Source organism: Vibrio sp. McD22-P3 (assembly GCF_021568915.1).
Taxonomy (GTDB): Bacteria; Pseudomonadota; Gammaproteobacteria; order Enterobacterales; family Vibrionaceae; genus Vibrio; species Vibrio mediterranei.
The window spans coordinates 1-14,804 of sequence record NZ_JAKGTN010000030.1 but is presented as its reverse complement, the minus strand read 5'-3'; the positions used below and the strand labels follow the sequence as shown (position 1 = coordinate 14,804).

Genomic DNA, 14,804 nt, shown 5'->3' with positions numbered 1-14,804 from the left:
GAAAACTATCAATAGGTTGCTTGGTGAAATTTCCTACTCTTTGATAAAAATATAAGCAAATTTCGCCTATATGCCTCATTTAATTACCTTGGTCTAGAATTATTCACTAATTGATTTTTCATCGTGAATTAAGATCACGATATCGAAAATCTATACAAAAAGTATCTGTATATCATGTGATTAATTTCTTACTTCAATCATATAATTCTTACGGAACTCAATGCGTTGCTGTATCTAAATGCTGAGTGAATCCCGTAATGAAATTGAATAAATAAGAGGTAATATGATGAAGCAAAAAACGCTCTATCTTGCTGTGGCTCTAGGTTTAGGCAGTATTGCGAGTGCAGCATCAGCGAATGAGATGGTGAACCCGGAAGCTGGTGTTGTAGTTGGTTATTGGCATAACTGGTGTGATGGCGCTGGCTATAAAGGTGGTAATTCGCCTTGTATTACGTTGGATGATGTTGATCCTATGTACAACGTTGTCAACGTTTCATTTATGAAGGTATTTAACACCAGCGAAGGCCGTATTCCCACTTTTAAACTAGACCCTGCTATTGGCCTTTCTGAACCGGAATTTATCGCACAAATTGAGAAGCTTAATCAGCAAAATCGAGCAGTGTTGATCGCGTTAGGTGGTGCTGATGCTCATGTCGAATTAAAGACAGGTGATGAACAAGCATTCGCACAAGAGATCATTCGACTGACTGACAAGTTCGGTTTTGATGGTTTGGACATCGACTTAGAACAGTCGGCGGTAACCGCTTCAGACAACCAAACTGTCATTCCTGCTGCGCTACGTATAGTAAAAGAGCACTACCAGCAGCAAGGTAAGAACTTCCTAATCACGATGGCCCCTGAATTTCCTTACTTAACGGAAGGTGGCAAATATGTTCCGTATATCACCGGACTAGAAGGCTACTACGATTGGATAAACCCACAGTTTTATAACCAAGGTGGGGATGGTATATGGGTGGATGGCGTTGGTTGGATTGCTCAGAACAACGACGCTTTGAAACAAGAATTTATTTATTACATCTCGGATTCTCTTGCTAACGGAACACGAGGTTTCCACAAGATTCCGCACGATAAATTAGTATTTGGTATTCCTGCCAATATTGACGCTGCGGCGACTGGTTTTGTCCAAGATCCTCAAGACCTCTATAACGCGTTTAACCAACTAAAGGCTCAAGGTCAGGCGCTGAGAGGTGTGATGACATGGTCAGTAAACTGGGACATGGGCACCAACGCTTCAGGTCAGGCTTACGGTGAACAGTTTATTAACGACTACGGTGCGTTTGTACATGGTCAGACACCGCCACCACCTAGTGAAGGTAAGCCCGTATTTAGTGGAGTATCTGATGTTCGTGTGCGTCATGGTAATGCGTTCGACCCTTATGCAGGCGTGACCGCAAAAGACAAAGAAGATGGAGACTTAACCAATAGCATTTCTGTTGAAGGCTCGGTCGACACTAACACCATCGGTACTTATGTATTGATTTATAGTGTGACAGATAGTGATAGTAACGAGACCAAACAGAGCCGTAATGTGGAAGTGTACAGTTTAGCTCCAGAGTTTGAAGGCGTCGCCGACGTCACCATCAAATTGGGCGATAGCTTTGATCCAATGCAAGGGGTAAAAGCCATTGACGCAGAAGATGGTGACTTAACCTCTCAAGTGCGTGTAGAAGGCAGCGTGGATGTAAACAAACTAGGTAAATACGACTTAGTTTACCGAGTAACAGACAGTGCTAATCAAACCACTACGGCAAATCGTGTGGTAACGGTCGCTGATGGCAGTTCTTGTGCAAACGCATGGGATGTTAGCGCTACATACTCTAAAGGAGATCTCGTTTCTCATAACGGCTCAACGTGGCGTGCTGAATGGTGGACTCGTGGTGATGAACCAGGCACTACTGGAGAGTGGGGAGTATGGCGAAAAGTGGATGATAATGGTTGCGGAACGCCAGCGCCGGGTTTTGACCTCACTATCGATGGATTGAGCTCTCAGTACACTTTGACTGGTGGTAGCGTTACTTTAAACCCAGTCATAAATACCAGTGAGTCTGCTTCTGTTGCCGTTACAGTTGAAGATAGCTCTAGCGCTAAGATATACGAGCAAACCCAGCAGGTGAATGATGAAGCGACGTTAACCGTGACATTGTCAGCTATTGAAGCTGGTAACTTTGTATTCAGAGCCACTGCGACAGACGGTGACGGCAACTCGGAAGTAGCGACTCATGGATTTAAAGTGGTGGATGAATCAGTGACACCTCCTCCGGGAGAGCATCCGGCTTACGATCCTAACGCGACCTATACCGAAGGGGATATCGTCGCTGGCTCTGATGGCGGCTTATACCAATGTAAACCATGGCCTTATACAGGTTGGTGCTCAAACCCATCGTATGCACCGGGTGAAACGGTGCATTGGTCAGACGCTTGGGACAAACTCTAATAATTAACTTCTGAGTTCCAAAGATAAGCCTCTCTGAATATCAAAGGGGCTTTTTTGTTGGAGGAGAGTAAGCTTTGCTCGGAAATGTGTTCTTTTACGTGATTCGTAGACTAAACAGCACTATTTTTGAAAGCGGCTGAATACGTCATCAATTGAACATGATACATCGAGTGGATTTTCTTGCCCTTGCACTAACATCATAGCGGAGCTAATTTCGGCTAGCGTACTGTTTCTCGAACTAGCAACCCTCTCTGGAGTCGACATACCAGCATGTGGCCAACCTGCATAGCCACCTTCTCGCCAGTTATCATTCGCACCACCTTCACTACCACTTGGTAATCGAAAGTCATCCTCTTCGGCTTTATCGATGACGACCATAACTAAGTCTTGGTCCCTTGGGTAGTAACCTGGGTCCATACCCAATAAGCGCTCTATTCTTAGGTGTGACAGGCCTATGCCAAAGCTATCAAATGTACTGCGGTCTGTAACCCAGAAAACACCGTCTTTTCTTCCGAGTGTCCTGTTGGATTTCACATACTGCTCAAAGATATTCCTAGGAAACACGCAGACTGGAATATTAAGCTTATAGTTTTTCACCGGCATGAGAGCGGTAGAGGTTTTGTCGATAACGGCTAAAGCATTACACAGTTGAGTTGGTGTAACTAGGTTTTTAGACTGCTGTAATAACTGTCGAGATAATAATAAAGGTGATGGAAACATGGTATGACCTCTTTAAATAACTAGTAGTGAAAATGACAGCTCATACTTCGATAGTGCGTTTGAGAGTTAGTATGGCACAACATTCATATCGCGTTGCGTTTTATAGAATAATTTCCACAACGAACAATCTATAGGGCGTTAACGAAGTATGGTCAGAAAAAGTTACTCAAAATGTTGCTATGAAAGGCCGAGAGCACTAAGCTCTGGTCACATGTACTGGCAGTGCTTTAACAAGAATCAATGGGATCGGGTCTTACTTTTCCCACTATTATTTCGGGTATTTCAGAGAATTGTCGCCTGACAATGAACTTTGTGAGCAATTTCTAAGAAGCTTTTGGACAGAAGTTACTTAGAGTAATCACTTAAATTATTGCCAAGCAGATAACTTTTTAGATAAGAATATCGCTTAATAAATTATCCAATTTTACTGGTTCATCCTTCTATTCAACCAGGTAAAAACGTTATCGAATTACTTCCAGTTATGAGGGAGTTAGCCCTAACGAAGACGTTCAAGAACAGCTGTTTGACCGTTTTAATGGAGTGGATGCCTATAAGTTAAGCAAATAGTTCAGCTGTCAATTCAGTTCACCTCATCGCTGCGATAATCTTTCGGCGTCTGGTTAAGGTTCTTCTTGAACACCGAGTACATATATTGAAGTGATGGGTAACCACATAGCTCGGATATCTCGGCAATGGGAAGCGAGGTTGAAATCAGCAGTTGGCAAGCTCTGTTCAATTTGGCGTTGTGGAGCTCTTGGTGAATGGAGTGACCACGTTCGAGTTTAAAGCGATTTTCCATATTTGAGCGAGAAATGCCGACATACGTCAATACTTGATCAACCTTGATGCCTTTACATGCATTGTGCCTAATGTAATGCATTGCTTGGATAACATAAGGGTCTTTGAGTGCTTTGAAATCGCTACTTTGACGCTCATAAACTCGTGTTGGAGGGATTAGTTGTCTGGCTAGGTTGCTTGAATAGCTCTTTTCTCCATCGAGCATTTTATGAAGAAGTTTAGCTGCTCGATATCCCATTTCTTTACAACCCTGCCCAACGGAGCTGAGGGATACACGGGTGAGATACCTTGCCAGCTCTTCGTTATCAATTCCGATGACGGACACCTTGTCAGGTACCATTAGCCCTAGTTGTTCACAAATTTGTAGTATGTGTCTGGCCCTAGAGTCTGTAACCGCAATAATTCCCACTGGAGTCGGAAGCATTTGAAGCCAGTCAGCTAGGCGGTTCATATCATATTGCCAAGTTTTGGAGGAGGTTTCAGCTCCGTGGAAAACAGCCCCTTGATAACCCGCCTTTTGGGCAATCGAAGTGAACGCCATTTCACGCTCTTTAGCCCAGCATTTCCATGAGTTTGATGGAATGCCATAAAAAGCGAAGTTTTCGAGTCCCTTGTCTTTTAGGTGTTGAAAAGCAAGCTCGACCAGTGCGTAGTTGTCTGTGGCAATGTAGGGGATATCGGGGTATTTAGTTTGATCTTGATATGAACCTCCAACCGCAACGATAGGAACATCAACAGAAGCTAACCTTTCAGCGATCTCAGGGTTATCAAAGTCGGCAATAATGCCATCTCCTTCCCACTCGTCAAAGTGCTCTAGGTGGGTGATAAAGTCCTCTTCCAGAAAAATATCCCATTCGCACTGGGAAGCTTGGAGGTATTCACCCACGCCTTCTATTACTTGGCGGTCATAAACTTTATTCGCATTAAACAGGAGTGTTATTCGAAAACGTTTGTCCATATCTTAGATAAACCGATTGAATTTCAACTAATTGTATAATTTATAGAGAGTGATGACTTTGACTCGAAACTCAGTTAAAGAAAATGGTTGGGATGGGCTTCACAATAGTAGAGCTCACAAAGGTGGGCTCTACTGTGAGGTAGTGGCGAGAATTATTCGAAAATTACTCGGTTGACGATGTTTTCAAGGTACTCCTGGCGGCCAGACTCGACTGTGGGTTCAATGTCGTTATCTAGCGCGAAGTTTGCTACTGCTTCAAGGCTCATATCACCAGCGAGGATTTTTCTACCCAATCCGTCGTTCCAGCCAGCATAACGTTGAGCAATGTTTTGTGACAGTTTGTCGTTCTCGATCATTCTTGCTGCACGGGTAAGTGAAAGCGCCATCGTATCCATACCACCTATGTGGCCGTGGAACAGATCGACTGAATCTATAGATGGACGACGCAACTTCGCATCGAAGTTCAATCCGCCGGTCGTGAATCCACCCGCTTTAAGGATCTCGTACATGATTAACGTATTCTCTTCGACACTTGAAGGGAACTGGTCTGTATCCCACCCTAGTTGAGGGTCGCCTCGGTTTGCATCAATAGAGCCAAACAGCCCTAGTGACGTCGCCGTAGCTACTTCGTGTTGGAAGCTATGCCCAGCCAACGTTGCGTGGTTGGCCTCAATATTAACTTTGACCTCTTTTTCAAGACCAAACTGTTTAAGGAAACCATAGACAGTTGCAGTGTCGTAGTCGTACTGATGCTTAGTTGGCTCTTGTGGTTTTGGCTCAATTAAGATTGTACCGTTGAATCCAATTTTATGTTTGTGTTCAACAACCATCTGCATCATTCGGCCTAGCTGTTCACGCTCTTGGCGCAAGTCAGTATTGAGTAGCGTTTCATAGCCCTCGCGTCCGCCCCACAATACGTAGTTCTCAGCACCTAAACGTTTTGCTGCGCCCATTGCGTTGAAGATCTGAGTTGCCGCGTAAGCAAATACTTTTGGATCAGGGTTGGTCGCTGCACCAGCCATATATCTTGGGTTTGAGAAGGCATTTGCGGTGCTCCACAATAGCTTCATACCTGTTTCTTGCTGTTTCTTTTCCAAGTAGTCAATCATTTCAGCGAAATTATTGACGTACTCTTTAATATTACGACCCTCTGGTGAAACATCTGCGTCGTGGAAACAGTAATAAGGCACGCCTAATTTAGTGAAAAATTCAAATGCAGCGTCTGCTTTCATTCTTGCCATTTCCATCGGGTCGCCACCTTTCATCCATTGACGATCATAGGTGCCGGAACCAAATACATCTGAACCTGGCCAACAGAAGTTATGCCAATAACAAGCGGCAAATCTTAGGTGCTCTTTCATTGATTTGCCGAGCACCATTTTGTCTGCATCATAATATTTAAATGAAAGAGGGTTATCAGAAGCGCTTCCCTCATACTTAATGTTTTCTATACCTTTGAAGTACTGTGTCATAAAGATAACTCCCAATGAATGTATTTAAGCTTTCCATTTCATTCTTTATGTTTTGTTTTATTGGTTCAATTACGATTTTTTGTAATGGTTTTTATCTATTTTGTTTGTGTGAGTTAGATCTCAAACTATTATCTGGCCATATTTTGAAAATATCTTAAGTGTATGATTATTATGTTGTTTTTATTTTATCTTCATGTAATTTGATTGTTTTAAGGCTGCCTGGGTCACAAAAATAATAGTTAATGAAAAAACATAAATACGTTATTAAATCTGTCAAAAGAAAGGCTTGGATTCTTATTGTATAGTTTTTCTCAAGTTGTGAATTAAGCAACTAACCCTACATGAACGTGATACAAAGGATAGTGAAATGAAAAAATTAATAACACTTCTATGTACTGCTCTAATAGCACTTAGCGGACCAACTTTTGCAAAGGATATTAAAGTTGGGATGGTAATTGATGATTTACGCCTAGAGCGTTGGCAAAAAGACCGTGACATATTTGTGGATAAGGCAGAGTCATTGGGCGCTAAAGTGTACGTTCAGTCTGCGAATGGTAATGAGCAAACTCAAATCTCGCAGATTGAGAATATGATCTCACGTGGTGTTGATGTATTAGTGATTATTCCGACTAACGGTGAAGTTCTTTCAAACGTTATTAAGGAAGCAAAGCGTGATGGCATTAATGTTTTGGCTTATGACCGATTAATCAGCAATGCGGACATCGACTTCTACTTGTCATTTGATAATGAAAAAGTAGGCGAAATGCAGGCTCAATCTCTAGTTGACGCAAAACCTAGCGGTAAATACTTCCTAATGGGCGGTGCCCCAACCGACAACAATGCCAAGCTATTCCGTCAGGGACAGATGAACATTCTTCAACCAAAAATTGACTCTGGTGCCGTAGAAGTTGTGGGTGACCAGTGGGTAGATTCATGGCTAGCTGAAAACGCACTAAAAATTATGGAAAACGCATTGACTGCTAACCACAATGACATTGACGTAGTAGTCGCGTCAAATGACGCTACCGCAGGCGGTGCAATTCAAGCGTTAGATGCTCAAGGTCTAGCTGGTAAAGTTCTTATCTCTGGTCAAGATGCTGATTTAGCAGCTGTTCGCCGAATTGTTGATGGTACTCAGACAATGACGGTCTACAAGCCAATTACCGCGTTAGCAACACGGGCCGCAGAAATTGCAGTCGAACTAGGACAACAGAAAACACCTGCGAGTAATGCCAGCCTTAACAACGGTGTGAAAGATGTTCCTTCTTGGCTACTAGAGCCAGTTGCAGTGACTAGAACCAATCTGAAAACTACGGTTATTGCTGACAAATTCCATTCTGAACAAGAAGTTTACCGTTAATTTGAACAGGTGCTGGCGAGGCGGTCTTGCCAGTGCCAGCTCAACTGAGGAGTGACTATGTCCATACTACTGGAAATGCGCAGCATCGTTAAGAGATTCGGTGCAGTGAAGGCGTTGGACGGTGTGAGTATTCATCTAGAAGAGGGCGAAGTGCTGTCTCTTTGTGGAGAAAATGGTTCCGGAAAATCGACGCTGATGAAGGTTCTTTGCGGTATTTATCCTCATGGTGATTACGAAGGTGAAATCATCTATAAAGGTCAATCAATCAAGCCGACCAAAATCTCTGATACAGAGTCGCTAGGTATTGCGATTATTCACCAAGAGCTCACGCTGGTTAAAGAGCTCAGTATATTAGAGAACCTCTTTTTAGGCTCTGAGTTATGTACCCACGGCATCATGGACTATGAATTGATGCATTTGGAAGCGAAGAAACTACTTAAAAAAGTACGATTAGATGTTTCACCAGAAACGATCGTTGGTGATCTCGGCGTTGGTCAACAGCAATTGGTAGAGATAGCGAAGGCGTTGTCCAAAGATGCACAACTACTTGTATTGGATGAACCAACGGCCCCGCTAACGGAATCAGAAACAGAGATTCTTCTCTCGCTGGTCAAAGAGCTTAGATCTAGTGGTGTGGCCTGTATTTATATCTCTCATAAATTGGGGGAAGTTAAGGAGATCTCTGATCATATCTGTGTGATTCGTGATGGACAGCATATTGGCACTCGTCTTGCGTCAGAAATGTCCACGGATGACATCATAACTATGATGGTTGGTCGAGAAATGAAACAACTTTTTCCTAGAGAAGAGCATGATATTGGTGAAGTTGTTCTGGAGGTTAAAAAGGTAAACGCATGGGATAAATCTAACTCATCTATCCCTAAAGTTAGAGACGCCAGCTTTAAATTGCGAAAAGGCGAGATACTAGGTGTTTCTGGACTGGTTGGCGCAGGCCGTACAGAGTTGATGGAATGCCTGTATGGGTGCTATCAGGGAAAATATCAAGGTGAGTATTTTCTGCATGGCGAACAACTACTTATTTCAAATAGCAGAGATGCCTTGAGCTGTGGTATCGCAATGGTACCTGAAGATAGGAAACGTAACGGTATTGTGCCAATCATGGGCGTGGGAGCCAATATATCTCTATCAGCGATCGATACCTTCACTCGTCAAGGCGTGATCAATGACACGCTAGAAGCGAATGCAATTGAGGATTCGATTAAACGCCTTACTGTTAAAACGCCGAATGCTGAATTAGCAATTAAAAACCTTTCTGGAGGAAATCAGCAAAAAGCAATTCTTGCACGTTTTCTCATGGTTAAACCGACAGTACTTATTCTTGACGAGCCAACACGTGGCATTGACGTCGGTGCCAAGTATGAAATCTACAAGTTGATGTTTAGCCTAGTAAAACAAGGCATCAGCATCATTATGGTTTCCTCTGAGCTTCCTGAAGTGCTTGGCATCAGTGATCGCGTATTAGTGATGCATGAAGGGGAAGTCAAAGGCGACTTAGTTAACGAGAATCTTACACAAGAAATTATTTTGGACTGCGCTTTATCTGAAGGAGAGGTAGCATGATGGAACATTCAACATTACTCAATAAAAAACCAGAGGGTGGGTTAGTTCATCAACTCAAGCAGATGAACGTGCAGTTGCTGGTTATGGCTGCGGCAATACTGATTATTATGCTTTTTTTCAGTGTGATGACTGATTGGAGTTACCTCACTCCACGAAATATCTCCAACCTTTTCCGTCAAACTGCCATCACGGGTATTCTTGCTATCGGTATGGTTTTTGTCATCATCAGCGGTGAAATTGATCTCTCCGTTGGCTCTATGATGGGTTTACTTGGAGGTGTTGCGGCGATTCTCGATGTTTGGCTAGGGTTGCCCTTGGTCGTGACAATCATCTTTACCCTTGCTGCTGGCTTGCTGCTTGGCACATGGAGTGGTTGGTGGGTTGCCTATCGTAAAGTTCCTTCGTTTATCGTAACGCTCGCCGGTATGTTGGCTTTTAGAGGAATCTTAATAGGTATTACTGATGGTACTACGGTTGCACCAACTTCTGATGCGATGTCGATTATTGGTCAAAGCTATTTACCTAATATGGTTAGCTTGGCGATGGGTGTCGGCTGTTTGGCGATATACTTTGGTTGGCAGAAAAAACGCAACACTCAGCGAGTCAAGTACGATTTACCAGTTCCTGCCACACAAATTTCTTTAATGAAGAATACCATTTTGGGTATTGCAGTATTGAGCATCATTCTGCTGCTAAACGATTATCGTGGCGTGCCTACACCTGTTTTATTACTGACTGCTTTCCTTGTTGTAGGGTCGTTCATTGGTTTGAAAACCCGTTTTGGACGCCGTATCTATGCGATTGGTGGTAACATTGATGCATCACGCTTATCTGGTATTGATGTAGAGAAAACTAAACTAGCTGTCTTTGCAATGAACGGATTCTTGGTCGCGGTAGCTGCTCTAATCCTCAGTTCACGTTTAGGTGCAGGCTCTCCTTCGGCGGGTAATATCGCTGAACTAGATGCGATTGCTGCGTGTGTTATTGGCGGTGCGAGCTTGGCCGGTGGCGTTGGTACTGTTATTGGCGCAGTGATTGGTGCATTCATTATGGCATCGTTAGATAACGGTATGAGTATGATGGATGTACCCACGTTCTGGCAGTACATAGTGAAGGGTTCGATTCTATTGCTTGCGGTGTGGATGGATAGCGCTACTAAGCAGAAACGTTAGAGAGGTAGAGAACGTATGTACATTGGTATTGATTTAGGGACGTCTGGAGTAAAGGTCATCCTCCTAGACTGCCACGATAAAATCCTTGCATCTCAAACTCAACCCTTGACGGTTTCACGCCCTTATGAGTTGTGGTCTGAACAAGAGCCGAATCGCTGGTGGGATGCAACATGTGATGCGATGGATAAGCTGAGTGAACAAGTTGATTTATCCAAAGTTGAGGCCATCGGTTTATCAGGGCAAATGCATGGTGCCACTCTGCTTGATGGTCAAGGCGAAGTGCTTCGCCCAGCAATTTTATGGAATGACGGCCGCTGTTTTGCGGAGTGCGAACAACTTGAAAAACTTGTTCCAAATTCGCGCGAGATAACAGGCAATATCATGATGCCCGGATTCACTGCGCCAAAGGTGAAGTGGGTACAGAATCATGAACCTGATGTGTTCGCCAAAATTGCCAAGGTTCTGTTGCCTAAAGATTATTTGCGCTACAAGTTGTCTGGTGATTTCGCGTCGGATATGTCGGACTCGGCAGGTACTTTGTGGCTAGATGTCGCAACTCGAAGCTGGAATGATGAACTGTTGCACGCCACAGGTTTAAATCGAGAGCAGATGCCAACACTTTATGAAGGCAGTGAAGTGACGGGTAACCTGATAGCTGAATTTGCAAAACGATGGGGTATGAAATGTGTTCCTATAGTAGCAGGTGCGGGTGATAATGCGGCAGGTGCTGTTGGGGTGGGGATCACTGAACCAAAACAGGCGATGTTGTCTCTTGGCACTTCTGGCGTCTACTTTGCGGTGAGTGATGGCTTCTTAGCTAACCCTGACTCTGCATTGCATAGCTTCTGTCATGCTTTGCCGAAAACTTGGCACACTATGTCGGTAATCTTAAGTGCTGCATCGTGCTTAGATTGGGTAGCAAAACTGACAGGACAACCCGATGTAGGGACCATGCTCAATGACGTAGAAGTTAATGCGAATCCAGAGTCAAAAGTTATCTTCTTGCCTCATCTTTCTGGTGAACGCACGCCACATAACGACCCTAAAGCGAAAGGTGTCTTTTTTGGAATGACGCACGAAACCTCAAAGGCTGATATTGCCCAAGCGGTGCTGGAAGGCGTAGGTTTTGCGCTTGCCGATGGCTTAGATGCACTACATCAAACCGGATTAACTCCAGAAGAAGTTTCACTAATTGGCGGAGGCGCTCGAAGTGCATATTGGCGTCAGATGCTGACGGATATTTTTGACATGAAGCTTGTTTATCGCTCTGGCGGAGAAGTCGGCCCTGCATTGGGTGCTGCTAGACTGGCACGCCTTGGAACTGAACATGGCGCGACGATTTCGGACGTTTGTCCAGTACCTGAATTAGTGGCGGTGCATCAGCCTCAAGCGGAAAGAACCAAAGCGTTGTCGGTCAAACGCGATACTTATCGTCAACTCTATGAGAGGTTGAAAGCTCTGTTCTAACTGGAATGTTTTGCTCTTGTTGTGCTGACGCCCCCCGTTTTAAGCACGAGGTATATTACGAGTTTATGGCGGCTTTCGAGTAAAGTCGCTTTTTTTGTTTAGAGATGACGAACGTGACAAGTTAAATGACCAACGGCAGAGCTGGATATTACTAGGTGACGTCTTCAAATAGCTTCATTGAGCGTTCAAGGCGATAGGTTTCAAGTTTTAATTGGTCACAGCGCTCACCTATAAAATTTCGCTGCCTACATCGGAACTTCTTAGCTATCGAGGTAGCGATTTTTCCTTTCAGATAGCCACCAACATTAGGCCTTTAGTTTTACGTTTACTCCTCAGACTCCGCGGTCACTTGCGCTCGCCAATCTGCTACATTTGCCCATTTCTCACCTGTTACTCCGTTGTGTGACCAAAACACTACTTCACCGCTGAGGTTTAAACAGTAATAGTCAGAGTTATCTTCGCATATGGGTAATAGTTCCTCTGGTAAATCGTAATACTCGCGAGCATTTTTAATGTCTCGAAAATGTTCGCATAGCTGGGAGGATCCAATATGTCTAACGCTTCAATAGGCGCATCGCCTGGGTCATAACCAGATTTAATGAACTCTGTGTATTCATCTGGAAATTCAAAACCTAGGATTTCTTGAGCTTCATCTAGCTGGGCATCTGTAATTGTTTTAAACATAAACCTATCCGTTTTCACAACGCAAACAAGTACAACTAACGCCGTCTTAAGCTGTGAGTGAACGTGTGCCATGTTTGAGCTTCATCTAGTTCGGCACGCGTTTGCGAATCAGAATTAAAGGCTTTGTTAACCGTCAAAGTCGATGATGATAAGAACACTCTTTGCAGTGTCGTAAAGAACCATAAGTGAATATACAAAAACACCAATAATGGCAACATTTAGAAGTAGTTCAGCATTATCTATAGCAATAATGTGCTCTGAGCCTTTAATACTAAGTATGCTGATTGCTGTGACGACCAGTGCTATTTGTTCTTTTATTGAAAGTAACATTTGGTCGCGTGTACGTTTGAAACAACCAGCACTACCTTTAGAATCAACCATTTCACGCACTTTAGTCAAAACAATGCCCATCGTAGTAGCGTTAATTGCTAGCAAAGCAATGAGTATCGTAACTAGGTTTTGTGCTAAAAACGCATGTAAAAACTCAGACCCAAGCCATGAATTTGTCAGCTCAGTAATGAAGCCAACTCCCAAGGCAATGAATGTGGTTTTTACAACGTGTCCTATCATTTGAGCAACTCTTTTAAAACTTGGGCGATTTGTTCTGCATTACCCGTTAATTCCATTTCGCCTAACGTTATTTCCTTGACTGTGCGGGAAGTCTGATGATGTTTCTTAATGCCATCAATTTTAAGTGAAATATTACCTCCCCCCTCACTACTATAGTCAACCAAACCTCTCAACGCAGAGTTATCCTCTTCAAGATGCAGTGCTGAGTCAGGCTCAGATTCAATTTTTAAATTATTTCTTGTCGAGTTTGTACATTTGGCAAACAACTTAAGATCATCGGGTAATGTCCCAGAGATATTTGCCATATTTGGAGTTATTATTTCAAAATCAACTGACTTTACTTTGCCACGATATTTTCGCAATAAAGTCCAAAATTGTTGCTTTTCAAATAATGGTTCGTATATCGCTCGAAGTTGAAAATGAGTTAACTGCGGCTCTATTTTTTCTAGTATGAGTTTCGCTACGGTTTCACATTTTGCAAATGCGGTTGTTCTTTTTTGAACAGCTATGTACTGCTTATCAGGATGGTTCCAGATCGCGACGAGAATAGACGGCCAACTATCAATGGTTTCATCTTTGAAGTCACGGGTTTCTCTATGAAGAGTCTTATTGTGGGCAATTCGATACAAGTAAAAATCACCGTGATGAAGTAGCTGCTTGACCACAGTCTTATGCCGTTTATTTGAAAAGTCCGATTGACCTTGCAAAGCTTCAGCAAAAAACTTGTTTTTATGTTTGATTAATTCTTCAACATTATGAACTCCGTTAAAGAAGTCACCTTGAAAGTATCGGTCTACTGGAAGAATTTGATACCTAAACAACTCGAATGTGTTCGTTTTACTACTCATAATACACCGAAATTATCCCTTGACGGTTAACGCTTTATAAACGGACTTTTTCCGTCTTTGCATTCCGTCTATGTTGCTGCCATTTATTATGAAACTCAACTAGTATCAACCTGTTATGTGAATCGGCATCTAGTTGTGGGATTGAAATACGGAAAAATTCCGTACGAGAGATAAAAGTACGGATTAGATTAACTTGGTCTATTGGTGTACTGATCAGGTGTTCCGTTTGCAGGTTCTGAGAAGGTTTGGGGCAAATTCGTGTTACCAATGTCGTCAGTCGTGACCCTGCTCGCATGACCAAAAGTATGGAAAAACTCTATATACGTGGCCAGTTTTAGTGAATCACTACAAGATGTCTGGAATAGCTTGAACAGAATAGAGGCCCCTAACTGGCTTAAGGCTTTAGCTTGGGGTTATCTTGGTAGGGTCATAGGGGGCGGTGTGTGTCTTGATTCTAAAAGCTGACCAGATTTCAGCTTGGTTTGATAGGTATCTACTGAAGAAAGACAAAGAGTAGACGTGATTGTGAAGCTCTAGTATTGTTCCTTAACATGATAAAAGCGAGTAGCCAAAATGAAATGGTTCTCGCTTTTTGAGTCAATTACTATGTTCGATTCGAAATAAAAATTACCCAGTAAACTCTTCAGAATCGGGACGATTGGTAAACTGCACACCATTTAAGAAGTCGCACAGCAGTTGGTCTTCACACTGTTTGTAGT

At 43.1% G+C, this 14,804-nt stretch carries 12 protein-coding genes and 2 pseudogenes; 5 read left to right on the top strand and 9 right to left on the bottom strand.

Annotated features, from left to right (window positions below):
* Positions 1 to 283 precede the first annotated feature (283 nt).
* Positions 284 to 2,455, top strand: a complete 2,172-nt coding sequence (locus L2W36_RS24705; RefSeq protein ID WP_236111837.1) for an immunoglobulin-like domain-containing protein — start codon at positions 284 to 286, stop codon at positions 2,453 to 2,455.
* Between the two features lie 120 nt (positions 2,456 to 2,575).
* Here L2W36_RS24705 and L2W36_RS24700 read toward each other — a convergent pair whose 3' ends face one another.
* The 3 genes from L2W36_RS24700 to xylA all read right to left on the bottom strand — a co-directional run bounded on the left by L2W36_RS24700 (position 2,576) and on the right by xylA (position 6,403).
* On the bottom strand, positions 2,576 to 3,175 hold the full coding sequence (locus L2W36_RS24700) for a hypothetical protein (RefSeq protein ID WP_236111836.1): 600 nt from the start codon (positions 3,173 to 3,175) through the stop codon (positions 2,576 to 2,578).
* A 580-nt stretch (positions 3,176 to 3,755) separates the two neighbouring features.
* Positions 3,756 to 4,931 (bottom strand): XylR family transcriptional regulator, encoded by a 1,176-nt coding sequence (locus L2W36_RS24695; protein ID WP_198559043.1) that lies wholly within the window; start codon positions 4,929 to 4,931, stop codon positions 3,756 to 3,758.
* Between the two features lie 152 nt (positions 4,932 to 5,083).
* On the bottom strand, positions 5,084 to 6,403 hold the full coding sequence (gene xylA / locus L2W36_RS24690) for a xylose isomerase (protein ID WP_198559042.1): 1,320 nt from the start codon (positions 6,401 to 6,403) through the stop codon (positions 5,084 to 5,086).
* Positions 6,404 to 6,770: 367 nt separating this feature from the next.
* Here xylA and xylF point away from each other — a divergent pair, with 367 nt between their 5' ends.
* The 4 genes from xylF to xylB are packed head-to-tail and all read left to right on the top strand — an operon-like array spanning position 6,771 to position 11,983.
* On the top strand, positions 6,771 to 7,763 hold the full coding sequence (gene xylF / locus L2W36_RS24685; protein WP_236111835.1) for a D-xylose ABC transporter substrate-binding protein: 993 nt from the start codon (positions 6,771 to 6,773) through the stop codon (positions 7,761 to 7,763).
* Positions 7,764 to 7,820: 57 nt separating this feature from the next.
* Positions 7,821 to 9,344: a xylose ABC transporter ATP-binding protein gene (locus tag L2W36_RS24680; protein ID WP_236111834.1), complete on the top strand. Its 1,524-nt coding sequence runs from the start codon at positions 7,821 to 7,823 to the stop codon at positions 9,342 to 9,344.
* A complete protein-coding gene (locus L2W36_RS24675; RefSeq protein WP_423250104.1) occupies positions 9,344 to 10,516 on the top strand; it encodes a sugar ABC transporter permease in 1,173 nt (390 codons plus the stop codon). The genes L2W36_RS24680 and L2W36_RS24675 overlap by 1 nt, the downstream gene beginning before the upstream one ends.
* Before the next feature lie 15 nt (positions 10,517 to 10,531).
* Entirely contained in the window at positions 10,532 to 11,983 is a 1,452-nt protein-coding gene (gene xylB, locus L2W36_RS24670; RefSeq protein ID WP_236111833.1) for a xylulokinase, read from the top strand.
* A 223-nt stretch (positions 11,984 to 12,206) separates the two neighbouring features.
* Here xylB and L2W36_RS27580 read toward each other — a convergent pair.
* From L2W36_RS27580 to L2W36_RS24645, 6 genes and pseudogenes are all read right to left on the bottom strand, one after another.
* Positions 12,207 to 12,290: pseudogene (locus tag L2W36_RS27580) on the bottom strand (IS200/IS605 family transposase); the annotation flags it as partial.
* Positions 12,291 to 12,308: 18 nt separating this feature from the next.
* Positions 12,309 to 12,497, bottom strand: a complete 189-nt coding sequence (locus L2W36_RS24665; RefSeq protein ID WP_236111859.1) for an SMI1/KNR4 family protein — start codon at positions 12,495 to 12,497, stop codon at positions 12,309 to 12,311.
* A complete protein-coding gene (locus L2W36_RS24660; RefSeq protein ID WP_236111832.1) occupies positions 12,416 to 12,667 on the bottom strand; it encodes an SMI1/KNR4 family protein in 252 nt (83 codons plus the stop codon). Before L2W36_RS24660 ends, L2W36_RS24665 begins: the two co-directional genes overlap by 82 nt.
* Positions 12,668 to 12,793: 126 nt before the next feature.
* Positions 12,794 to 13,237: a hypothetical protein gene (locus L2W36_RS24655; protein ID WP_198559037.1), complete on the bottom strand. Its 444-nt coding sequence runs from the start codon at positions 13,235 to 13,237 to the stop codon at positions 12,794 to 12,796.
* Complete coding sequence (locus L2W36_RS24650) at positions 13,234 to 14,085, bottom strand: hypothetical protein (RefSeq protein WP_198559036.1); 852 nt, start codon at positions 14,083 to 14,085, stop codon at positions 13,234 to 13,236. Before L2W36_RS24650 ends, L2W36_RS24655 begins: the two co-directional genes overlap by 4 nt.
* Before the next feature lie 627 nt (positions 14,086 to 14,712).
* Positions 14,713 to 14,804 (bottom strand): annotated as a pseudogene (locus tag L2W36_RS24645) (DUF1456 family protein); the annotation flags it as partial.